Annotated in this window: 22 protein-coding genes and 1 tRNA gene; 13 read left to right on the top strand and 10 right to left on the bottom strand. The window is 62.7% G+C overall.

The features are described 5' to 3' along the window. Positions 1-79 precede the first annotated feature (79 nt). A complete protein-coding gene (locus AB5Y48_RS16245; RefSeq protein ID WP_050668075.1) occupies positions 80-328 on the top strand; it encodes a hypothetical protein in 249 nt (82 codons plus the stop codon). 39 nt (positions 329-367) lie between these two features. Here AB5Y48_RS16245 and AB5Y48_RS16240 read toward each other — a convergent pair whose 3' ends face one another. Together AB5Y48_RS16240 and zntB are read right to left on the bottom strand one after the other, a co-directional pair. Beyond that, positions 368-883 carry a mechanosensitive ion channel domain-containing protein gene (locus AB5Y48_RS16240; protein WP_050668076.1) on the bottom strand — a complete coding sequence of 172 codons (516 nt, stop codon included), beginning with the start codon at positions 881-883 and terminating at the stop codon, positions 368-370. 10 nt (positions 884-893) lie between these two features. Further along, on the bottom strand, positions 894-1,859 hold the full coding sequence (gene zntB, locus AB5Y48_RS16235) for a zinc transporter ZntB (protein ID WP_050668077.1): 966 nt from the start codon (positions 1,857-1,859) through the stop codon (positions 894-896). Positions 1,860-1,956: 97 nt separating this feature from the next. Here zntB and AB5Y48_RS16230 point away from each other — a divergent pair, with 97 nt between their 5' ends. Together AB5Y48_RS16230 and AB5Y48_RS16225 are read left to right on the top strand one after the other, a co-directional pair. Continuing rightward, positions 1,957-2,409: a YaiI/YqxD family protein gene (locus AB5Y48_RS16230; protein ID WP_058628256.1), complete on the top strand. Its 453-nt coding sequence runs from the start codon at positions 1,957-1,959 to the stop codon at positions 2,407-2,409. A gap of 98 nt (positions 2,410-2,507) precedes the next feature. Further along, positions 2,508-2,999, top strand: coding sequence for a metal-dependent hydrolase (locus AB5Y48_RS16225; protein ID WP_050665252.1), 492 nt, complete (start codon positions 2,508-2,510; stop codon positions 2,997-2,999). Positions 3,000-3,053: 54 nt separating this feature from the next. Here AB5Y48_RS16225 and AB5Y48_RS16220 read toward each other — a convergent pair whose 3' ends face one another. From AB5Y48_RS16220 to AB5Y48_RS16210, 3 genes are all read right to left on the bottom strand, one after another. Continuing rightward, positions 3,054-4,259, bottom strand: coding sequence for a NupC/NupG family nucleoside CNT transporter (locus AB5Y48_RS16220; RefSeq protein ID WP_050665249.1), 1,206 nt, complete (start codon positions 4,257-4,259; stop codon positions 3,054-3,056). Positions 4,260-4,597: 338 nt separating this feature from the next. Then, positions 4,598-5,773, bottom strand: coding sequence for a nicotinate phosphoribosyltransferase (gene pncB, locus AB5Y48_RS16215; RefSeq protein WP_368165126.1), 1,176 nt, complete (start codon positions 5,771-5,773; stop codon positions 4,598-4,600). A 1-nt stretch (position 5,774) separates the two neighbouring features. Further along, on the bottom strand, positions 5,775-6,410 hold the full coding sequence (locus AB5Y48_RS16210) for a nicotinamidase (protein WP_136614442.1): 636 nt from the start codon (positions 6,408-6,410) through the stop codon (positions 5,775-5,777). A 76-nt stretch (positions 6,411-6,486) separates the two neighbouring features. On the opposite strand from AB5Y48_RS16210, the gene AB5Y48_RS16205 reads away from it, so the two are divergent. After that, a complete protein-coding gene (locus AB5Y48_RS16205) occupies positions 6,487-7,137 on the top strand; it encodes a DNA mismatch repair protein MutT (RefSeq protein WP_050665246.1) in 651 nt (216 codons plus the stop codon). Continuing rightward, on the top strand, positions 7,134-7,589 hold the full coding sequence (locus AB5Y48_RS16200) for a DUF523 domain-containing protein (RefSeq protein ID WP_050665245.1): 456 nt from the start codon (positions 7,134-7,136) through the stop codon (positions 7,587-7,589). Before AB5Y48_RS16205 ends, AB5Y48_RS16200 begins: the two co-directional genes overlap by 4 nt. Here the strand turns inward: AB5Y48_RS16200 and AB5Y48_RS16195 are convergent. From AB5Y48_RS16195 to AB5Y48_RS16185, 3 genes are all read right to left on the bottom strand, one after another. Next, entirely contained in the window at positions 7,547-8,482 is a 936-nt protein-coding gene (locus AB5Y48_RS16195; RefSeq protein WP_050665244.1) for an acyltransferase, read from the bottom strand. The genes AB5Y48_RS16200 and AB5Y48_RS16195 overlap by 43 nt on opposite strands. Positions 8,483-8,489: 7 nt before the next feature. Next, a complete protein-coding gene (locus tag AB5Y48_RS16190) occupies positions 8,490-9,383 on the bottom strand; it encodes an acyltransferase (RefSeq protein WP_050665243.1) in 894 nt (297 codons plus the stop codon). A gap of 62 nt (positions 9,384-9,445) precedes the next feature. Then, the gene (locus AB5Y48_RS16185) at positions 9,446-10,954 is read right to left on the bottom strand and encodes a YifB family Mg chelatase-like AAA ATPase (protein WP_368165123.1); all 1,509 of its coding nucleotides are present in this window, start codon (positions 10,952-10,954) and stop codon (positions 9,446-9,448) included. Positions 10,955-11,355: 401 nt separating this feature from the next. On the opposite strand from AB5Y48_RS16185, the gene ilvG reads away from it, so the two are divergent. The 5 genes from ilvG (at position 11,356) to ilvA (ending at position 17,710) form a co-directional block, all read left to right on the top strand. Next, positions 11,356-13,002 (top strand): acetolactate synthase 2 catalytic subunit, encoded by a 1,647-nt coding sequence (gene ilvG / locus AB5Y48_RS16180; protein WP_224163649.1) that lies wholly within the window; start codon positions 11,356-11,358, stop codon positions 13,000-13,002. Next, complete coding sequence (gene ilvM / locus AB5Y48_RS16175) at positions 12,999-13,274, top strand: acetolactate synthase 2 small subunit (RefSeq protein ID WP_050665241.1); 276 nt, start codon at positions 12,999-13,001, stop codon at positions 13,272-13,274. Before ilvG ends, ilvM begins: the two co-directional genes overlap by 4 nt. A 10-nt stretch (positions 13,275-13,284) precedes the next feature. After that, positions 13,285-14,208 carry a branched-chain amino acid transaminase gene (locus tag AB5Y48_RS16170; protein ID WP_050665240.1) on the top strand — a complete coding sequence of 308 codons (924 nt, stop codon included), beginning with the start codon at positions 13,285-13,287 and terminating at the stop codon, positions 14,206-14,208. 119 nt (positions 14,209-14,327) lie between these two features. Next, positions 14,328-16,178, top strand: a complete 1,851-nt coding sequence (gene ilvD / locus AB5Y48_RS16165; RefSeq protein WP_050665239.1) for a dihydroxy-acid dehydratase — start codon at positions 14,328-14,330, stop codon at positions 16,176-16,178. A 5-nt stretch (positions 16,179-16,183) separates the two neighbouring features. Next, a complete protein-coding gene (gene ilvA / locus AB5Y48_RS16160; protein WP_368165120.1) occupies positions 16,184-17,710 on the top strand; it encodes a threonine ammonia-lyase, biosynthetic in 1,527 nt (508 codons plus the stop codon). A gap of 12 nt (positions 17,711-17,722) precedes the next feature. Here the strand turns inward: ilvA and AB5Y48_RS16155 are convergent, their stop codons facing one another. Continuing rightward, positions 17,723-18,118, bottom strand: coding sequence for an HPP family protein (locus AB5Y48_RS16155; RefSeq protein WP_368165158.1), 396 nt, complete (start codon positions 18,116-18,118; stop codon positions 17,723-17,725). 130 nt (positions 18,119-18,248) lie between these two features. On the opposite strand from AB5Y48_RS16155, the gene AB5Y48_RS16150 reads away from it, so the two are divergent. From AB5Y48_RS16150 to AB5Y48_RS16140, 3 genes are all read left to right on the top strand, one after another. Continuing rightward, entirely contained in the window at positions 18,249-18,806 is a 558-nt protein-coding gene (locus AB5Y48_RS16150; protein WP_050665236.1) for a TetR/AcrR family transcriptional regulator, read from the top strand. A 113-nt stretch (positions 18,807-18,919) separates the two neighbouring features. Then, positions 18,920-20,014: a porin OmpA gene (gene ompA / locus AB5Y48_RS16145; RefSeq protein ID WP_050665235.1), complete on the top strand. Its 1,095-nt coding sequence runs from the start codon at positions 18,920-18,922 to the stop codon at positions 20,012-20,014. 105 nt (positions 20,015-20,119) lie between these two features. Next, complete coding sequence (locus AB5Y48_RS16140) at positions 20,120-21,037, top strand: hypothetical protein (RefSeq protein WP_050665234.1); 918 nt, start codon at positions 20,120-20,122, stop codon at positions 21,035-21,037. Positions 21,038-21,078: 41 nt separating this feature from the next. Here the strand turns inward: AB5Y48_RS16140 and AB5Y48_RS16135 are convergent. Then, positions 21,079-21,154, bottom strand: a tRNA-Thr gene (locus AB5Y48_RS16135). Between the last annotated feature and the right edge of the window lie 132 nt (positions 21,155-21,286).

Genomic DNA, 21,286 nt, shown 5'->3' with positions numbered 1-21,286 from the left:
GAGGCAGCTCCGACCGTCTGGTCACAGGCCTGGGCTCCTCACTACACTCAGAGGGTGTTGCCAAGGGGAGGAGGAGAAGATGACCATCAGTGAACTGCGCACCCTCTATCAGCAGGGGCGACTGCACGAGGCCGAGATCATCCACGAAACGACGCTGCCCGGCTGGCAGGTTGAGTTTCGCGACGACGACGGGGCCCTGTTCGAGCTGACCGACACCCTGGGCTGCCCACTCTGCTTTGGTTCGGTGGAGGAGGCGCGGGCCCATATCCACAAGGTGGCCGACTGCCCGATCCAGGAAGATCACCTCTACCGCTTCTTCGAGCGCTGAGGCACCAAGGCTCCCGTCGGGAGCCTTGTCGTTTCTGCATTACTCCGGCTGACTCGCGGGCCCCTGCCCCTCCAGCTTGCGCACCGGCTTTTGCAGGATCAGATTGGCCGGGTAGGTAACGCTGTCACCGTTGTCATCGCGCAGACGCACATAGAAGAGGCCGATCTCGCTGATGACACCGGTCACAGAGTCATCCTTGTCGAGAATGCAAATACGATCGCCGATGCGATAGGGAAAGGCGAAGAAGATGGTGATGCTGGCGGTGATGTTGGAGAGGATCGACCACTGGGCCACCATGGCGACCCCCAGCACCGCGAAGAAGGAGGAGGCGAGCACCACCAGGCGGGCAAAATCGAGCCCCCATACCCCGGCCAACACCAGCAGGGTGGCGCAACCGAGCAGGAAGTGGAACACGTGCTCCACGTAGAGGACCCGGGTCTCGCTCACCTGGCGCGCCTGACCGATGGCCAGCAGGCTGCGGTGGATGAGCCGGCGCAGCAGCAGGTGGGCGGCCACCAGGGCCAGGGTCAGGCCAAAGGCACTCCATGCACTCATCACTCTCTCCTCACCACCAGCGCCGCAGCTTGAGCCAGACGGCAAGCAAGCCCCCCATGGCCAGCAGGGTCGCACAGAAGACCCAGAAGGCGGTCGGGCTCTCGGCCCCGGGCATGCCACCCAGGTTGATACCAAACAGACCGGTGAGGAAGGAGGCCGGCAAGAACAAGAGCGCCATCACCGACATCTGGTAAGCGCGGCGATTGGTCGCCTCGGCCATCAGGTTATTGACCTCGTCCGCCAGCACGGCGCTGCGGGCAATGCCGGCGTCGAGATCGTCGAGCCAGCGACGCAGCCGATCGGCAATGTCGAGCAGGCGGCGCCGGTCATCCTCGTCGAGCCAGCTGATCTTCTCGTTGGCCAGCCGGGCCACTAGATCCCGCTGGGGAGAGAGATAGCGACGGATCAGGATGAGCTGCTTGCGGATGCGACCGAGTCGACCATTGCCGGGCATCTGCCGCGAGAGCACCAGCTCCTCGAGTTCGAGGATCTCGTCGTGAAGATCCTCCACAAACTCGCCGGCCCGATCGGTCAGGGCATCGCACACCTCCACCAGCCAATCGGCCGGGTTGGCGGGCCCCACTCCCTGCTGTAGCGACTCGAACACGTCCTGCTCAGAGAGCAGAGGACGCCGCCGGCTGCTGATGATGAGGTCCGGGGTGATGAAGATACGCAGGGCCACCATCTCCTCGGGGCGCTGTCCCTGGTTGTGGTTCACTCCACGCAGGATGAGGAGCACCGTCTCCCCCAACTTGATCAGCTTGGGGCGACTGCTCTGGCCGAGCAAGGCCTCACGGGCCGCCTCCCCGAGCAGGGGGGTCTGCATCAACCAGCGCGCCGACTCCGGGTTGCCATAATCCAGATGGACCCAGGCCGCCCCCTGGGCTGGCAGTTCACTGGCCGACGCCAGGGGCTGCATGCCCCCCTGGCCATCCAGGGTCAGGCTGTAAATGGTATCGCTCGGCACTCTGTCCATGGGGCACTCCTCTGGTGGCGGCGTCGACAGCTTACACTAAAGGGCCTGTGCGCTCAGCCGTGCTATCATCCCTCTCCCATCAGTCGAGGAGCACACCATGACCATCTGGGTCGATGCCGATGCCTGTCCCGTGGTGATCAAGGAGATCATCTATCGCGCCGCCCACCGCACGTCGACGGCGGCAGTCTTTGTCGCCAACGCCCCCCTGCGCCTGCCCCCCTCCCCCTGGCTCACCAGCCGCCAGGTCCCCAAGGGGTTCGATGTGGCCGACCATCTGATCGCCACCTCTGTGGTGCCGGGGGATCTGGTGATCACCGCCGACATTCCCTTGGCCGATCTGGTGATCGATGCCAGCGGCGAAGCCCTCAACCCGCGCGGGGAGATCTACACCAAAGAGACCATCAAGGCGCGCCTTGGCATGCGCAACTTCATGGAGGAGCTGCGTTCGGCCGGCGTCCAGACCGGTGGACCTGCGCCCCTCAACCAGGCCGATCGGCAGCGCTTCGCCAACGCCCTCGACCGCTGGTTGCAGCGGGGCAAGCTCGGCTAATCCCGTCACGGCGGCGAGAGCCCGGCTGAAAGGGGATGACAGGCGACGGGCGGCTGCTATCATACGCCGCCCATTTCCAAGCCCGTTTCATCCTCCCTATGACTGCCCGCGGACACCTGCTGTTTGCCGTCGGCTGTACCCTGCTGGTCCGCCACACCGAACTGCTCCCCTCCCTGACGACAACGCCACTCTGGCAGTTGCTGCCCCTTGCCCTGCTCGGCGGTCTGCTGCCGGATCTCGACCACCCCAGGTCGCTGTTGGGACAGTGGCTCCCCTTTCTCTCGCGCCCTCTGGCCCGTCTGTGTGGCCACCGGGGTTTCACCCATAGCCTGCTCGCCACCGGCCTGGGTATCTGGGGGCTCCAGGCCAGCCTGCCCGGCATGCCGGATGGCCTCAAGGATGCCCTGCTGATCGGCTATCTCAGCCACTTGCTCGGGGATCTGCTCACCCCCGCCGGTATCCCCCTGCTGTGGCCCCTGCGCCGTCGCTTTGCCCTGCCCCTGCTGCAACCCCGCCACGGCCCCCTGCCCGAGACCCTGGTCGGCCTGGCTCTGCTGGCCATCAATGGCTGGTGGCGCGGCTGGTTGTAATAAAAAGGCCCCGGACCAGAGGCCGGGGCCAAGGGTGCAGGCGCACCTAGAGGATCACAGCATCACGCCGGCGATGATGGCAGAGAGCAGGCTCACCAGGGTGGAGCCATAGACCAGCTTGAGGCCAAAGCGGGAGACCATGTTGCCCTTCTCTTCATTCAGCGCCTTCACCGCCCCGGCGATGATGCCGATGGAGCTGAAATTGGCGAATGACACCATGAAGATGGAGAGCATGCCAACGGTGCGCGGGGAGAGCCCGGCGGCGATCTTGCCGAGATCCATCATGGCCACAAACTCGTTGGTCACCAGCTTGGTCGCCATCACACTGCCCGCCTGCAACGCCTCACCGGCCGGGATACCGATCACCCAGGCGACGGGGTAGAAGAGGTAGCCCATCACATGCTGGAAATTGATGCCGAAGGCCAGCTCGAACAGGTAGTTAATCATGGCGATCAGGGCGATGAAGCCAACCAGCATGGCCCCCACGATCACCGCCACGGTGAAGCCGGCCATGATGTACTCGCCCAGCATCTCGAAGAAGTTCTCTCTCTTCGGGGTATGGTGCTCATCGCCCTCGGCCAGCGCCTTGGCGTCGGTGACCGTATTATCCGGCTCGTAGGGATTGATAAGAGAGAGCACGATGAAGGTGCTGAACATGTTGAGGATCAGGGCCGCGACCACATAGCGCGGCTCTATCATCTGCATGTAGGCGCCCACGATGGACATGGAGACGGTGGACATGGCGGTCGCGGCCAGGGTGTACATCTGCTTCTCGTTGAGGTGCGGCAGTATGTTCTTGAGCGCAATAAAGTTCTCGGACTGACCGACGATCATGGCGCTGATGGCGTTGAAGGACTCCAATTTGCCCATGCCGTTGATCCTGGCCAATACACTGCCGATACCGCGGATGATGAGAGGCAGCAGGCGGATGTACTGGAGGATGCCGATCAGCACCGAGATGAAGACGATGGGCATCAGCACCATGAGAAAGAAGCTGAAGGCCCCTTCGTTCATCAGGCCACCAAACACGAAATCGGTCCCCTGCTTGGCGAACTCCAGCAGCTTGCTGAAGCCGGCGGCAAACCCGCCGATGATGGCGAGCCCCGCCGAGGAGTTCAGCATAAACCAGGCCAGGGCCAATTCGACGACCAGCAACTGAACGATATAACGTGCCTTTATCTTGCGCCAGCCATGCCGATTGATCGCCAACGAGAGGGCCAGCACCAGGGCCAGGCCGAGGATGAAGTGTAGGTATTGCATAATTTGAACTGCCTGTGAGTATGAATTTTAACTGGCGCCATCATAGGCAGTGAAAAAATAAAAAAGAGGAGCAGCGTCACATTCCACTTTTTAAAATTCAGATTAAAAAATGCAAACGTTTCAGTGGTTAACACAAAAAGCCAAACGTGGAACCCTATTTCATCATCTCGACATAACGACCAAGAATCGCGTTAAAAACGGGTAATTTACATATGGTAGCCCGTGAAGAAAATCGTTATTAAAATCGGCCAGCACTCTGTGGATACATTAAATAATTAATATGAAATCGTTTCGTGTTTAATTGGAAAAATAAGAAGACCCGGTGATCCGGGTCCTGGTCAGAGGGAGAGCTGAAACGCCTGTCGCAGGCGGCGGATGAAATCGGCATCCCGACACAGGGTCTTGCCGGCACTGTCGGAGATCTTGGCGACCGGGCCACCGTTGCACTCCACCAGCTTGAAGACGATGTTCATGGGGGAAACCCCGGGCAGGTCGCAGGTGAGTTGGGTACCGATGCCAAAACTGGTGTTGATGCGGCCACGGAAGTGGCGCAAGAGGGCCACTGCCCGTGGCAGATCGAGCCCGTCGGAGAAGACCAGCGTCTTGCCACGGGGATCGATGCCGAGGCGCTGGTAGTGGGCGATCGCCTTCTCTCCCCAGACGACGGGATCCCCCGAGTCGTGACGCAATCCCTGATAGCGGCTGGCCAGTTCGAAGTCGAAGTCGCGCAGGAAGGCATCCATGGTGATGCAGTCGGTCAATGCGATACCCAGATGATCGTCGAACTCCTCGAGCCAGGTGAGCAAGGCAGCCCGCTGGCTCTGGGCGAGGGGAAAACCGAGCTGCTGGTGTGCCTGGAACCACTCGTGAGCCTGGGTACCGACCGCCGGCAGACCGAGGCGATGGGCCAGCCGGTAGTTGCTGGTGCCGCGAAACGCCGGCAACCGCTCCTGCAGTCGGGTGACCACCGCCTCCTGTACGGCGCGAGAGAAACGCCGCCGGGTGCCAAAATCCACCAGGCTGAACCCGTCCATCTCCTCGGCACTGAGCTCGCCACTGAGCCAATCGAGCTTCTGATCGAGCCGCGCGACCGCCTCGCTCACCCCCAGCTGGGGATAACGGAAGCGGTTACGCATCTCGCTGATGATGGCGAGGATCGGGATCTCCCACAGGATCACATCCTGCCACAGGCCACTGACTCGCACCGCCAGCCGCCCCTCCCGCTCATGCACCTCGAGCAAAGAGGCATCGAGCGGCTTGTGACTCAGGTGGTCGATGTAGTCCTGGCTGAGGAAGGGACGTTGGGCCAGGTAGCGCCCCTCTTCCAAAGAGAGGCGCAGACGACCGGCCTGACGCAGCTGCTCCTCGATCTGTCCCATCAGGGGCAGCAGGTCCTCGTCGTTACGACTGTGGAATTCGGCCACCACCTCCGCATCCGGGTAGTGATGGAACACCGCTTGCTGCATGTGCAGCTTGTAGGCATCGGTATCGAGCAGACTCTCCAGAATCGGCATATCAGGACCCCAGCAGGCGACGCACTTCGTGCAGATCGGCGGCCAGTTCGACCCCCGCCTCTGTCATCGCCACCAGGGCTGCAGAGACGGTTTGCGCCCCTATGCCACGGCAGGCGGCCAGATGGAGGATGACGCGAAGGCCTGCACGGCGCAGTTGCAGTGCACTGGTCTTGACGCAGTAGTCGGTCGCCAGCCCACCGACGATCACCGTATCCACCCCGCGCGCCTGCAGGAACTCCAGCAGGCCCGTGCTGCGGCGCTCCGCCAGATCGTGGTAGCAGGCCCCGTAAGGGTGCAGGTCTGGCTCGACCCCCTTCCAGATGAAGAAGTCGTAATCGATGGGAGCCGGCAAGCCGTCGAGCAGCTCGAAGCCGGTCGTGCCGGGCACACAGTGGGCCGGCCAGGTGAGATCGGCATTGGGCAGATTGAGGGGCAACAGCATCTCGCTCGGACTGTTCACCACCCAGCTGGCGTTGGCCGGATGGGCATCCTTGCTGCCGATGCGCAGGGCCGCCAGGGTCGCCTGGGCATTGAGGGCAGCGGCTATCTCGTCACCTCCCGGTACCGGCAGCTCCTGCGGGCAGAGGGGGGTAAACCCTTTCTGCGCATCGATGTCCAGACTGGCGATGATTCCCATGTTCGCTCCTGCAATACATATTATCCGTGTGATATTATCTACCAAACACTTATGGAAGGCGAGCGGAGCGAGCGAGATGCTGAGGATGAGTCTGGATGTGGTGGTGTTGCGGCTGCGGGAGGAGCAGATCGAGTTGCTTCTCGAGCGACGCGATCGCCCCCCCTGTCTCGATGCCCTGCAGTTGCCCGCCCTGCGCATCGACGAAGGGCGTGACCGGGATCTGGAGTCCGCCCTGGACCGCCTGCTGCAGGAGTGGGGGCTCGGCAACAGCTATCGGGAGCAGGTATGCAGCCTGGGCAGCCGGGATCGGGACCCCCGTGGCTGGTCCACCACCCTGGTCTACCTCAGCCTGGTCTCACCGACCACCGAGCTGGCCCGTGGCCGGTGGTATCCCCTGCAGAGCCTGCCCACCCTGAGGCTGGCCTTCGATCACGTCCAGCTGATCGCCCGCGCCCTCGAGCGGCTGAGGGTCAAGAGCCGCTACAGCACCCTGCCGGTGCATCTGCTGGGAGAGGAGTTCACCCTCTCCGAGCTACAACGGGCCTACGAGATCATCTTGCAAACCCCCATGAACACGGCCGCCTTTCGCAAACGCATCCATCGCGCCGACATCCTCTGCGACACGGGGCGCAAACGCACCGGCAAACAGAGGCCGGCCATCCTCTACCGTATCGAGAGCCCCTGCTGCGTCATGTTTGATCAGGTCATGAATGGAGCGGAAGGATGAAGATACTGGTGAGCGCCTGCCTGCTCGGCATGCCGGTACGCTACGACGGGCGCAGTAAGGGGCTGGTGAGCGACTGGCTGAGTCATCTCGGTGCCGAGGGGGTCCTGCTTCCCTTCTGTCCCGAGGTGGCCGGTGGCCTGCCGACCCCGCGCCCCCCCGCCGAGCGGCGGGGCGAACGGGTGGTGACCGAGGCGGGGCTCGATGTGACCGCCGAGTTTGATCGGGGCGCCGAGCTGGCGTTGGCCCTCTGCCGGCGGGAGGAGATCCGGATCGCCCTGCTCAAAGAGGGGAGCCCCTCTTGCGGCAGCGGCCGCATCTACAGCGGCCGCTTCGACGGCATCTCCCAGCCGGGCGAGGGGAAGACGGCGCAGTTACTGCGTCGCCACGGCATCACAGTCTTCAGTGAAGATCAGCTCGGAGAGCTCGCCTCGCTGCTGGCGACGGCAGGCTGATCGGTCTGCTCCCAGGCCGTCAGGCGCGCATCCTTCTGGGCCCACAGGCCGTTGAGCCACTGCTGGAAACGGCGCTTGAACTGCTTGTCGTTAAAGTAGTCACCCACCATGTCCCCCTCGATGGGCAGCTCCTCCAGATGCACCCGGATCCGGGTCATGCGCCCCATCATAAAGTCCTTGAACGGAGTCTCGCGGTTATCCGGATAGCTCAGGGTCACGTTGATCATCTTGTCAAACTGCTCCCCCATGGCCGCCAGGGTAAAGGCAAGCCCGGCTGCCTTGGGCGCCATCAGATGGCGATAGGGAGAACGGCTCTGCACCCGCTTGTCACCGGTAGAGCGAGTCCCCTCCACGAAGTTGATGACAGTGGTCGGGATATGGCGAAACTTCTCGCAGGCAGTGCGGGTCGTCTCGATATCCTTACCGCGCAGATGCGGGTTTCTTAGGAGGAACTCTCTCGAATAGCGCCGCATAAAGGGCATGTCGAGTCCCCAGCAGGCGAGCCCCAACAATGGGATATAGATGAGCTCGTGCTTCATGAAGAACTTGGGCACCGGGATACGTTCGCGGAACAGATGGCCGAGAACGACGATGTCGGTCCAGCTCAGGTGGTTGCACACCACCAGATACCACCCCTCCTTGCGCAATTGGGTGTTGTCCTCGATTTCCCACTCGATGCGATTGGTCAGGCGCATGATCAGGGTGTTGCACTCCAGCCAGCCGCGCATCAGCAGGTTATTGATACGACTGCACAGGCGCGACAGGGCCGGCACGGGCAGCAACAACTTCAGCAGGGAGAAGCAGAGGATCAGCGTCGCCCAGAAGGCGGTCTGGGTGATGGTCAGCAGGGCGCTGAGCAGGAAGACAAGCGGGCCGGGCAGAAAAGTGAGCATGATTCTCTTACTGTCCAGGTGCGCTCAGGCTGGCGAGGGTCTGATCCTTCTCCGACCACAGGCCATTGAGCCACTGCTGGAACGTCTGTTGAAACTCGGGGTTATTGGAGTAATCGCCGATCAACCTCCTGTCGATAGGCAGCACCCGCACCTTGACCCGCACCTCCCCCAGGCGGCCACACATGTAGTCCCAGAAACTGGGGATACCGCCGGGGTAACAGATGGTGACATCCACCAGCCTGTGCAACTGATCTCCCATGGCCGCCAGGGTAAAGGCGATACCGCCGGCCCTGGGTGTCAGCAGGTGGCGATAGGGAGATCCCTGCTTCCGGTGCTTGGCCGGGGTGAAGCGAGTCCCTTCGACGAAGTTCATCACACTCACCGGCATATGGCGGAAGCGGGCACAGGCTTTACGGGTCGTATCTATGTCTTTTCCCCTCAGATGAGGGTGTTTTTCCAGAAATTTACGGGAATATCGCCGCATGAAGGGAAAGTCGAGCGCCCACCATGCCAGCCCAAGAAAAGGCACCCAAATCAGCTCTTTCTTCAGGAAAAACTTCAGAAAGGGGATTTTGCGGTTGAATATCCGCTGAAGCACCAGAATGTCGACCCAGGACTGGTGGTTGGCAACCACCATATACCACTCGTTCGGGGTCACTTTGTCCACTCCGACCACGTCCATTCGGGTGCCACACAGGTATTTCTGAACCAAATTGTTAAAGCCGATCCAGCAAGTCGCACAGGCATCCGTGATGCGGCTGCAACCGGCACGCAAGAGCGGCAGAGGCAGCAGCTTGACCAGACCAAAGAAGAAGACAGGGACAAACCAGAACAGGGTGTTGAGGAAGATGAGCAGGGTCGAGCAGAGACCGCGCAGGCGCTCAAGCAGTTTGGATGGCATCACGGGCTCCCGGTTCGATGCTGGTCAGACCTGACCATGATACCAGCCGAATCCCTCCTCGCCTATGTGTTACGAAGACGTAACAGCAGGCGGTCCATGGCTCGATAGCCCAGCGCCTCCACCAGATGGCGCCGCTCGATGGCCTCGTCCCCGGCCAGATCCGCTATGGTGCGGGCCACTCGCAGCAAGCGATGCCAGGCCCGAATGCTGAGCCCCAGTTTTTGGATAGCCCCCTCCAAAAAATCGGCATCTTGCTGCGATAATCGACAAATATCTTCGATTTCACGACTATCGAGTCGATGATTAAGCTTGCCACTTCGTGCCAGCATGCGCTCCCTGGCGATCATCACGCGATCGCGCACCGCAGCGCTGCACTCCCCCCGCTGGGCCGGGCCGCTGAGACTCCCCCTCGGCAGGAGAGGCACCTCCACCGTGAGGTCGAAACGATCGAGGAACGGGCCGGAGAGTCGCCCCAGATAGCGCAGTATCTGATCCGGCGTTGAGCGGGTCTGACCATCCCCATAGTGACCACAAGGGCTCGGATTCATGGCCGCCACCAGCTGGAAACGGGCGGGAAAATCCACCTGACGGGCGGCCCGGCTGATGGTGATGTGGCCGGTTTCGAGCGGCTCACGCAGGTTGTCGAGCACCTTGCGCTCGAACTCGGGCAACTCGTCCAGGAAGAGCACGCCATTGTGGGCCAGCGAGATTTCGCCGGGTCTGGGGTCGCTGCCCCCCCCCACCAGGGCCACCGCCGAGGCGCTGTGATGAGGGGTACGAAAAGGGCGGCGATGCCAGTTTCGTCTGTGCTGACCGCCGATGGAGTGAATGGCGGCACTCTCCTGTGCCTCGGCTTCGCTCAAGGGAGGAAGGATACCGGGCAGCCGACTCGCCAGCATGCTCTTGCCGGTCCCGGGAGGCCCGATGAAGAGCAGATGATGGCTGCCGGCGGCGGCGATCTCCAGCGCCCGTTTGGCCTGGGCCTGCCCGATCACGTCCAGCAGGTCGGGCCCCTCTTCGGACGGCGGCTCCTCACCGGGCTCGGGAAAGGGGAGTTCGAGCTGACCCGAGAGCCAGGCGGTCACCGCCAGCAACTGATGGGCGCAGCGTACCCTGGCATCGTGGATCAAGGCGGCCTCGACCCCGTTTTCTCGCGCCACCACCAGGGTTCGCCCCGCATCACGACAGGCCAGCACCGCCGGCAGCACACCAAGCACGGAGCGCAGCTCACCCGTCAGGGCCAACTCCCCTAAAAACTCGTGATCGAGCAGGCTTTTTGCCGGTATCTGCTGCGAAGCAGCGAGAATACCGAGGGCGATGGCCAGATCGAAGCGCCCCCCCTCCTTTGGCAGATCCGCCGGCGCCAGGTTGACCGTGATACGCCGTGCCGGAAACTCGAAGTTGCCGTTAAGCAGGGCGCTGCGAACCCGATCCCGCGACTCCTTCACCGAGGTCTCGGGTAACCCGACGATGTTGAAGGCCGGCAGACCGTTTGAGAGGTGAACCTCCACCGTGACCAGCGGCGCCGCGACACCCAGGCTGGCCCGGCTGTAAACCACAGCTAATGACATGATCTTTATCCCGTTTGTTATTTTTAACTGATAAGGCATCCACTCTCAGTCATATCCTCTGGTTTCGCCCGATGATGACCGGAGAAGACAGAAACTTGTCACGAAAAAAAGTCTTGCCCACAAAATCTGCCCGTGCTAGTTCTAATAGCCATTCGCGGTTAAACCGCACCTTTTAACGAATTTTCACTGGATTTTGTCATGAGCCTGGTCTCCCGTTTCGTCAGCATTATCGTGGTCCTAGTGGTGGTGATTATTACACCGCTCGGGGCTCGTTTGGCTGCACGGAACAAGGGATAGACCCACACCGGCAGAACCAACAAGACGACCCCCGAGCCCAAAAAGCTCGGGGGTTTTTCTTTGGCCGTTTGCCGGCGATAGCGAAAGGGATAGGAAGTATGCAGATGAATGGCGCGCAGTATCTGGTTTCGGCCCTCAAGCAACAGGGGGTCACCCAGGTGTTTGGTTACCCGGGCGGCGCCATCATGCCGGTCTATGATGCCCTCTACGACGGTGGCCTGGCCCACCAACTCTGTCGCCACGAGCAGGGGGCCGCCATGGCTGCCATCGGCTATGCACGGGCCAGCGGCCGGGTCGGCGTCTGCATCGCCACCTCGGGCCCGGGCGCCACCAACCTGGTGACCGGCCTGGCCGAGGCGCTGCTCGACTCCATCCCCATGGTGGCCATCTCTGGCCAGGTGCCCTGCGCCGCCATCGGTACCGATGCCTTTCAGGAGGTGGACGTGCTCGGTATGTCCCTCTCCTGCACCAAGCACTCCTTCATGGTGACCGACGTGGAGGAGCTGCCCCAGGTGATCGCCGAGGCCTTCGCCATCGCCACCGAGGGACGCCCGGGCCCTGTGCTCATCGATCTGCCCAAGGATGTACAGCTCGCCGCCTTCACGGCGCGCCCCCCTCTCACTGCCGTGGCCCGCAGCGAGCCGCTACCGAATGCAGCGCTGGAGCAGGCCCGAGCCCTGCTGGCCGCCGCCGAGCGCCCCCTGCTCTACGTCGGCGGCGGAGTCGGCATGGCGAATGCCGAGGCGGCCCTGCGCGAGTTCGCCGCCGTCACCGGCATGCCGGGCGTCACCACGCTCAAGGGGATCGGCACCCTGGATGCCGACTCACCGCTCTTCCTCGGCATGCTGGGCATGCACGGCACCAAGGCCGCCAACTTCGCGGTACAACTGTGTGACCTGCTGGTCGTCGTCGGCGCCCGCTTCGACGACAGAGTGACCGGCAAGCTCGACGAGTTTGCCCCCAACGCTCGCGTCATCCACCTCGATGTGGACGCCGCCGAGCTCGGTAAACGCCGTGCCGCCGATGTGGGTATCTGCACAGATCTCAACGCCGTGCTGCCGGCGCTGGCCATGCCGCTGACCCTGGGCCCCTGGCGTGCTCACTGCGCCGCCATGGCCCGCGACTACGCCTTTCGCTACGACCATCCGGGCCAGGCCATCTATGCCCCGGCCCTGCTCAAGCAGTTAAGCGAACGGCTGCCGGATGAGGCTGTGGTCACCTGCGACGTGGGCCAGCACCAGATGTGGGTGGCCCAACACATGCGCTTTACCAGCCCGCGCAACCACCTCTCCAGCGCCGGCCTCGGCACCATGGGCTTCGGCTTGCCCGCCGCCATCGGCGCCAAGATGGCCCGCCCTGATGATGAGGTGGTACTGGTGAGCGGCGATGGCTCCTTCATGATGAACGTGCAAGAGCTCGGCACCCTTCGCCGCGCCCAACTCAAGGTGAAGATGGTGCTGCTCGACAACCAGCGTCTCGGCATGGTGCGCCAGTGGCAGGAGCTCTTCTTCGACGGCCGCTACAGCGAGACCAACCTCTCCGACAACCCCGATTTCGTCGCCCTGGCCGCCGCCTTCGGCATCCAGGGTGAGACCATCACATGCAAGGAGCAGATAGCCGGCGCCCTCGATCGCCTGCTGGCAAGCGAGAGCGCCTACCTGCTGCATGTGGCCATTTCAGAGGAAGAAAACGTCTGGCCCCTGGTTCCGCCGGGAGTCGCCAACCACAAGATGATGGAGCAACGCCCATGAACCAGCACACCCTGCATATCCACGCCCAGCCCAAGCCCGAAGTCATGGAGCGCGTCCTGCGCGTCGTTCGTCACCGTGGCTTCAACCTCTGCGCTCTCACGATGGAGACAAAAGCGGAGCAGGATTGCCAACAACTGTGGATCACGGTTACTGTCGAGTCGGGACGTCCCATCCAGCAGTTGTGGAGCCAGCTGGTGAAACTGGTGGATGTCTCTCGCGTCGACGGCTGCCATGCGGGCAGCGAGGAACCTCTGTCGAGCCTCCGAGCATAAGGAAAACGCCATGTCACATCCCCAATTCATCTGGTTCAATGGCCAGCTGGTCCCCTGGCAGAGCGCCCAGGTTCACGTGATGAGCCACGCCCTCCACTACGGTTCGTCTGTGTTCGAAGGGGTGCGCGCCTATGACACCCCCAAGGGCACCGCTATCTTCCGTCTGCAGGAGCACACCCGCCGCCTGTTCGACTCCGCCAAAATTTACTGGCTGGAGATCCCTTACAGCCAGGCCGAGATCAATGAGGCATGCCGCAGCGTGGTACGCGACAACGGCCTCAAGAGCGGTTATCTGCGCCCCCTGGCCTTTATGGGCGATGTGGGTCTGGGGCTTCACCCCCCCAAGGATGCCAAGGCCGACGTCATGATCGCCGCCATCCCCTGGGGAGCCTACCTCGGTGAAGAGGGACTGAAGAACGGGGTGGATGTGTGTGTTACCTCCTGGCACCGGCTCGCTCCCAACACCATCCCGACCGGCGCCAAGGCGGGCGGTAACTACCTCTCGTCCCAGCTCATCAGCCGTGAGGCCAAGCGTAACGGCTTCGCCGAGGGGCTGGCGCTGGACGTCAACGGCTACCTGAGCGAGGGGGCCGGCGAGAACCTCTTCCTGGTCAAAAACGGCGTGCTGTTCACTCCGCCCGCCACCGCCGCCATCCTGCCCGGCATCACCCGCGACACCATCATGACCCTGGCCCGTGACCTGGGGTATGAGGTACGCGAACAGGCCCTGCCGCGCGAGGCACTCTACGTGGCGGACGAGATCTTCATGACCGGCACGGCGGCCGAGGTGACCCCGGTGCGCTCGGTGGACCGCATGACCATAGGTGCCGGTCGCCGTGGTCCTGTGACCGAGCAGCTGCAGGCGGCCTTCTTTGGCCTGTTCAACGGCCAGACCGAGGACAAGTGGGGCTGGCTGACGCCGGTCGCCGACTGACGAACACGGGGAGGTGGCGACACCTCCCCGAGTCGCTCCGGGTGAGGGATCACCCTGACCCGGACCGATTCCACCATATAGATAGCAAGCCCTAGCAGGGTATTCAGGGAGTAGAGACAATGCCGAAGCTGAGATCCGCCACCACCACCCACGGCCGCAACATGGCCGGTGCCCGCGCCCTGTGGCGTGCCACCGGCATGAAGGAGGACGACTTCGGCAAACCCATCATCGCCGTGGTCAACTCCTTCACCCAGTTTGTGCCGGGTCACGTTCACCTCAAGGATCTCGGCCAGCTGGTGGCCCGCGAGATCGAGGCCGCCGGCGGGGTCGCCAAGGAGTTCAACACCATCGCCGTGGATGACGGCATCGCCATGGGCCACGGCGGCATGCTCTACTCCCTGCCGTCGCGCGAACTCATCGCCGACTCGGTGGAGTACATGGTCAACGCCCACTGTGCCGACGCCATGGTCTGCATCTCCAACTGTGACAAGATCACCCCGGGCATGCTGATGGCCGCCCTGCGCCTCAACATCCCGGTCATCTTCGTCTCCGGCGGCCCCATGGAGGCCGGCAAGACCAAGCTGTCGGATCAGATCATCAAGCTGGACCTGGTGGACGCCATGATCCAGGGCGCCGACCCCAAGGTCTCCGATGCCCAGAGCGAACAGGTCGAGCGCAGTGCCTGCCCCACCTGTGGCTCCTGCTCCGGCATGTTCACCGCCAACTCCATGAACTGCCTGACCGAGGCCCTGGGTCTCTCCCAGCCGGGCAACGGGTCGCTGTTGGCCACCCACGCCGATCGCGAGCAGCTGTTCAAGCTGGCCGGTCAGCGCATCGTGGCCCTGACCAAGCGCTGGTACGAACAGGAAGACCCCACCGCCCTGCCGCGCAACATCGCCAACAAGGCGGCGTTCGAGAACGCCATGGCACTCGATATCGCCATGGGCGGCTCCACCAATACCGTGCTGCACCTGCTGGCCGCGGCTCAGGAGGCGGGCGTAGACTTCACCATGGATGACATCGACCGCCTGTCGCGCAAGGTTCCCCAGCTGTGCAAGGTGGCCCCCTCGACCCAGAAGTACCACATGGAAGACGTGCACCGCGCCGGTGGCGTGGTCGCCATCCTGGGCCAGCTGGAAAGAGCCGGCCTGGTGCACAGCGACACCCGCAACGTGCTCGGCCTCTCCCTCGCCGAGCTGTTGGCTCAATACGATGTGAGCCGCAGCGATGCGCAAGCGGTTCACGACTTCTACCGCGCCGGTCCGGCCGGCATCCGCACCACCCGCGCCTTCAGTCAGGATTGCCGCTGGGAGACCCTGGATCTGGACCGTGCCGAGGGGTGCATCCGCTCTCGCGAGCATGCCTACAGCCAGGATGGTGGCCTTGCGGTACTGACCGGCAACGTCGCCCTCAAGGGGGCCATCGTCAAGACCGCCGGGGTGGATGAGGAGAACCTCACCTTCCGCGGCCCGGCCCGGGTATTCGAGAGCCAGGAAGATGCCGTCGCCGCCATCCTCGACGGTACCGTACAGGCCGGCGAAGTGGTAGTGATCCGCTACGAAGGGCCCAAGGGGGGTCCCGGCATGCAGGAGATGCTCTACCCCACCTCTTACCTGAAATCCATGGGGCTCGGCAAGGCGTGCGCTCTCATCACCGACGGCCGCTTCTCCGGTGGCACCTCGGGCCTCTCTATCGGCCACGTCTCCCCCGAGGCAGCGGCTGGAGGCACCATAGGCCTGGTGGAGAACGGCGACATCATCCGCATCAACATCCCGACCCGTGAGCTGGTGCTGGAAGTGGCCGACGAGGTGCTGGCGAGCCGCCGCACCGCCATGGAGGCGCGCGGCGCCAAGGCGTGGAAACCGGTGAGCCGTGAGCGCGCCGTGTCGTTCGCCCTGCGCGCCTACGCCATGCTGGCCACCAGTGCCGATCAGGGCGCGGTGCGCGATCGCAGCAAGCTGGAGGAGTAAGCACCATGGTCTCAGCGGCGGAATACCTGCGCAAAATCCTGCTCTCCCCCGTCTACGAGGCGGCGCGCATCACCCCCCTGCAGCCCCTCAAGAAGCTCTCTGAGCGGCTCGGCAACCAGGTCGCGCTCAAGCGCGAGGATCTGCAGCCGGTCCACTCCTTCAAGCTGCGCGGCGCCTACCACAAGATCGCCACCCTGAGCAGTGAACAGAAGGAGCGCGGCGTCATCGCCGCCTCCGCCGGCAACCATGCCCAGGGGGTCGCCCTGTCGGCGGCCAGGCTCGGCATCAGGGCGCTGATCGTGATGCCGACCACCACCCCGGACATCAAGGTCGATGCGGTGCGCCGCCACGGTGGTAACGTGCTGCTGCACGGCAACAACTTCGACGAGGCCTACGCCGAGAGCCGCCGCCTTGCCGAGCTTGAGGGCTACACCCTGATCCCGCCGTTCGACGATGTGGAGGTGATCGCGGGCCAGGGCACCATCGGCAAGGAGCTGCTGGAGCAGGACACCCACCTCACCCACGTCTTCGTGCCGGTGGGCGGCGGTGGGCTGGCCGCCGGGGTGGCGGTCTACCTCAAGCAACTGCTGCCCGACATCAAGGTGATCGGCGTCGAGGCCGACGGCTCGGCCTGCCTCAAGGCCGCCATGACCGCCGGCAAGCCGGTATCGCTGGATCGGGTCTCCCTGTTCGCCGACGGGGTGGCGGTGCGTCGCATCGGTGAGGAGACCTTCCGCCTGTGCGATCAGTACCTCGACGAGGTGATCACCGTCTCCAACGATCAGATCTGTGCGGCGCTTAAAGACATCTTCGATGACTGCCGCGCCATCGCCGAACCCTCCGGTGCCCTCTCGCTGGCAGGCCTCAAGGCCTACTGCGAGCGCGAGCAGGTCAAAGGGGGGCGAATGGCGGCCATCCTGTCGGGGGCCAACGTCAACTTTCACAACCTGCGCTACGTATCGGAGCGCTGCGAGATCGGCGAGAAGCGGGAAGGGATGCTGGCCATCACCATCCCGGAGCGCAAGGGGGCCTTCCTCGACTTTTGCCGCAACCTGGGGCCACGCATGGTCACCGAGTTCAACTACCGTTACTCGGACGCCGAGCAGGCCGCCCTGTTTGTCTCGGTACGCCTCACCGGTGGTGAGCAGGAGCTCGGCCAGATCATCGAGGAGCTCGGTGGCAACGGTTACCCGGTGGTCAACATGACCGAGAGCGAGCTGGCCAAGAATCACGTGCGCTACATGATTGGCGGCCGCCCGGCGCGGGCTCTGCACGAACGGCTCTACAGCTTCAAGTTTCCGGAGCATCCTGGCGCCCTGATGCGCTTCCTCGAGACCCTGGGCTGCCGCTGGAACATCAGCCTGTTCCACTATCGCAACCACGGCGCCGACTACGGCCGGGTGCTGTGTGCCTTCGAGCTGCCGGACGAGGACGTGAGCGCCTTCCACGACTATCTGCGGGAGATTGGCTACGCCTGGAAGGAGGTGAGCGAGGACCCGGCCTACCGCCTGTTCCTGGCCAGCGGCCGTTAACAGAGGGGAGGCCTAGGCCTCCCTGCTTATTTTCCACTGCCGCGCCCTGTGATAGCTCCGGCTGAGCAGCCACAACAGTAAGGCCCCTGGCAGCACCGTCTGCCACAGGAAGGGCCAGGACTGGCCGGTCATCAGCACCAGCAGCGGGTTGGCCCCGGCCGGCGGGTGGATAAGACCAAGCCCCTGCATCAGGCCAATGCCGAGCCCCACCGCCAATGCCATCTGCACCTCGGGAGGCAGGGGCAAAGCCTGCAGCGCCAGGCCCACACAGGCCGTCAGGTGCCCGCCCACCAGGTTACGCGGCTGCGCCAACGGACTCTGGGGCAGGGAGAAGAGCAGCACGCAGCTCGCTCCGAACGGCGCCATCAGGAGCGCCTGCCGTAACCCCAGATCGAGCCCGCCCAGCACTCCGATGGCCAACGCCGCCCCTATCCCTGCCACACCCGCCTCTTTCCACGCCATGATTCTCCTCGTTGTGTTTCTTGGCTCGAGAGAGGATGCTAGGTAGACAGATCGGTGTACTTCAAGAGGGATCATCATGAGCGACAAGCGCCAACAGCTGCTCGACACCGCCTATCGACTCTTCAACCGCCACGGCTTTCATGCCACCGGCATCGATCGTATCTGGCGCGAGGCAGGCAGCACCAAGCGCACCCTCTATCGCCACTTTCCCACCAAGGACGCCTTGATTGAAGCGGTGCTGACCGCCCGCGATCGGGAATTCTTCGCCCTGATCGAGGACAGGATCCGCCCCTGCACTACGCAATCCGAACGGGCGCAGGCACTGTTCGACGGCTTTGCCGAGTGGTTTGGACGGAACGACTTCTACGGCTGCAACTTCATCAATGCCAGCGCCGAATTTGGCGACCCGCGCCACCCGGTACGGCGCCTGGTTGCCACCCACAAGCATGAACTGCAACGGCTTATTGGCGAATGGCTCGGCATCGATGCGGCGCTGGCAACCCGCATATGCCTGCTGCTCGAAGGTGCCATCGTCATGGCGCACAGTTACCAGCAGCCCACCGCCCTGGAAGAGGCCCGCCGGCTCAGCCTCGGGTGGCTGGAGGAGCATGAGAGAGAACTTCTCGCAGGGTGACAACAGCCAGAATGTTGCCCGGGTCACAGCCAGGGAGAGACGGTCATTTGAGCCCCAGACGCTTTGGGGTAGGCTAGGGAAGGAAGACAAGCCTCTGTCGCAAGGATGACACCATGAATCGATATCACCTCTCTCTACTGCTCAGCCTTCTGCTGGCCGGGGGAACACACGCCGCTCCCGATGATCAGAGCTGGTATATCGGAGCCAAGGTCGGTTGGTCCAACTACTTCGATGCCGATACCCAGCGGCTAGTCGAAGAGATCAATGGCCGCCTGCAATCCCGCCAAGAGAGCGGTGACGGCCTGGGGGCCGGTCTGTTTGCCGGCTACCAACTCAATCGAAATGTGGGGTTTGAGCTGGGTTATGACTGGCTGGGCCGCTACAAGACGGAAGGGGCCCTCGACGGTCTTCTCTTAAGCGGCGAGGTCAAGGGGCAGATGCTTCAGGGAACGGTGAAGATCGGCGGGGCATTCAACGAGCGACTCGATCTCTACACTCGCATGGGGGGGGCCTATGCCTGGGCCGACGCGACCGCGACGGCTCACTATGGCGGCCGTTCCGTCAGTGAAACGGGCAAGGAACACAGCGCTGCCTTCGTGGCTGCTCTGGGGGCTGAGTATGCCCTAAACCCGAGTTGGGCCCTGCGCCTTGAGTATCAATACACGACCCCGATCGGTGATGCCTCCTGGGATCGTACTGCCATCGAGCTCGATAACGGGTTGCTGGCCCTGGGTCTTGTTTACCGTTTGGGTCAGTGGCAGAGCACCATACCCGCCACTTCCCCTCCTGCCGAGATCCCTCCCGCCAGGGTCATCATCAACCAGCGCTTCAGCCTGAATTCGGATGTGCTATTCGAGTTCAACCAGAGCGGTCTGAAATCAGAGGCTCATCAAGCGCTTGATCGACTGTTTGCCCAGATCGAAGCCAATCGCCCCAGAGATGGCATGGTGACCGTCATTGGCCATACCGATCGTCTTGGCAGGGATGACTACAATCTCGGCCTCTCCCAGAGGCGGGCCCAGAGTGTCGCTAATTACCTGATTGGGAAGGGCATACCTGCCAACAAGATCTATACGGAGGGGCGTGGCCAGCATGAGTCTGTCACCGGCGCGCAATGTAATGGCCACGAGCGTCGCCGCTTAATCTCCTGCCTGGCTCCGGATCGCAGGGTCGAGATACTGGTAGAAGGGGTCAGACCCGCTCTCTGACCCTTATATCTGTGCTCACTGCCAGAGATTGGGCATATAGCTATTCACAGTTAATCAGTCACCTCCCCACGGTCGATAACAGGACGATCGACAAGGAGGTGAATCATGCGCATAGAGAGCGCCCAGAGCATGGCACGCATCGACTATCAACACGCGAGCGAGCAGCAGCGTGTCGTGCGCCCTGCGGCCCAGCCAGTGCCTCAAGCCAGTCCCCCCCAGAGCAACGCGAAGCAGGAAGAGAGCGAGTGGGAAAGTGATGGGCTCAATAACCGAACCCGTCTCATCAAGTTGATGATCGAAGCCATGCTGGGGCACGAGATAGAGATACCCGACCCCATCGATCGCGATAAAATCCCCTCCCAGCCTCTTCAGGAGAACAGCGATCCGGCTCAGGTGGTCGATGTGACCGACCTCAGACTGGATCAGGAGACTCTGCAAGTCCTCACGCGGGCGAGCATCCAGACGCAGGAGGGGGAAACGTTCGACATCAGCCTGGCCTTCGCCCTCGACTGGCGCGAATTATCAGTGGAGCAGCGACGTACCACGCTGGGCAAACTCAAGGATCCGCTGGTTCTCACGCTCGATGGAAAAATAGCCGACTTCAGTACGGCAAAATTCGAGTTCGATCTGGACGGTGATGGCCAGAATGAGAAGCTACCTGGCCTCGCCGGGGCGAGCGGGTTTCTTGCGCTGGATCGGAATGGTAACGGTACTGTCGATGACGGCAGCGAGCTGTTAGGAGCCCAAAGCGGTAACGGCTTCGCGGAACTTGCCGCTCTCGATGAGGATGGCAACCAGTGGCTTGACGAGAGAGACAAGGGGCTATCACAACTACTCTGGTGGCAACCAGAGCGGACCCCCATCGCTTTGGTGACCCTGGGTATCGGAGCGATACAGCTCACCCCTCTCGATACCCCATTTCAGCGTCTGGGAGATGAAAAAGGTGTGCTTCGTCAGAGCGGCATATATCTGATGGAATCCGGAGAGGGGGGTTGGGTGCAACAGGTAGACCTGAGAGTATAAATGCAAAAAGGCCTTCCCGAGTGGGAAGGCCTTCTCTTATATGGTGCTGATACCCAGAATCGAACTGGGGACCTCATCCTTACCAAGGATGCGCTCTACCGACTGAGCCATATCAGCACAAAACCGGTCGAAACAACGCCTCGCGTCATCTCTGAATTGGGTGCCTGGCAGTGTCCTACTCTCGCATGGCATCTGCCACACTACCATCGGCGCTACGGCGTTTCACTTCTGTGTTCGGCATGGAAACAG

It is taken from the genome of Aeromonas sp. R6-2 (assembly GCF_040908155.1).
GTDB classification, from domain to species: domain Bacteria; phylum Pseudomonadota; class Gammaproteobacteria; order Enterobacterales; family Aeromonadaceae; genus Aeromonas; species Aeromonas schubertii.
The sequence above is the reverse complement of the archived record's forward strand: the minus strand, read 5'-3'. Positions and strand labels throughout refer to the sequence as shown.